This window comes from Lysinibacillus mangiferihumi (genome assembly GCF_003049665.1).
GTDB classification, from domain to species: Bacteria; Bacillota; Bacilli; order Bacillales_A; family Planococcaceae; genus Lysinibacillus; species Lysinibacillus mangiferihumi.
The window spans coordinates 1-632 of the sequence record NZ_PYWM01000116.1; the positions used below are offsets into that span (position 1 = coordinate 1).

Below are 632 nucleotides of genomic sequence, written 5' to 3' on the forward strand. Positions count from 1 at the left end.
TCAAAAGATAGTAAACCTGCTGAGACGAATATTTGCTAATAAATATAAGAATATTGAATTGGAAGTTATTCATAATAACGGTGAAAGACTTAAACCATAAAAGAGGAGTGATATCATGGAAGAATGGTAATATAATGAAATATTTGAAGAGATTAACGAAGACTATAATGATTACACACGTGTTGATTAACCAAATTCATCCAGCTTTTATTTGATACAGTTCTCGATGAAATGTGAGTAGTTCTTTGAGACCAATCCGCCATTCAATTGGCAGGGTAGCACAAAGAAACTGGCGTGTAAAACCAGCGAAAGATAGGCGTTTACAGTTATTTTTCTTGTGTTCTTCTGTATGAAGAAACTTTAGTAATACGTAGGCAATTAAAGCCGCAAAAAGCTGATTACATACGGCATTTTTTGTCGTGCCAAATAACACGGGTACATTTAAGTTCTGTTTAATCCAGCGAAAAAAGGATTCAATTGCCCAGCGTTCTTTGTACATGCCGGAGATTTCTTCGGCTGTTACATCGCGAAGATTTGTGACAACACGTACAATCGCCCCTTCATAATCAGTAAACTCCACGACACGGTGTCGCGTCTTCGTTTGTTTTTGAGCCGTACCAAGTGTACAGGTG

General features: G+C 37.3%; 1 protein-coding gene. It reads right to left on the bottom strand.

Annotated elements, in window-relative coordinates:
- Positions 1-196 precede the first annotated feature (196 nt).
- Positions 197-632: transposase (locus C9J37_RS27850; protein WP_153063530.1), on the bottom strand; the 436-nt coding region annotated here is incomplete at its 5' end.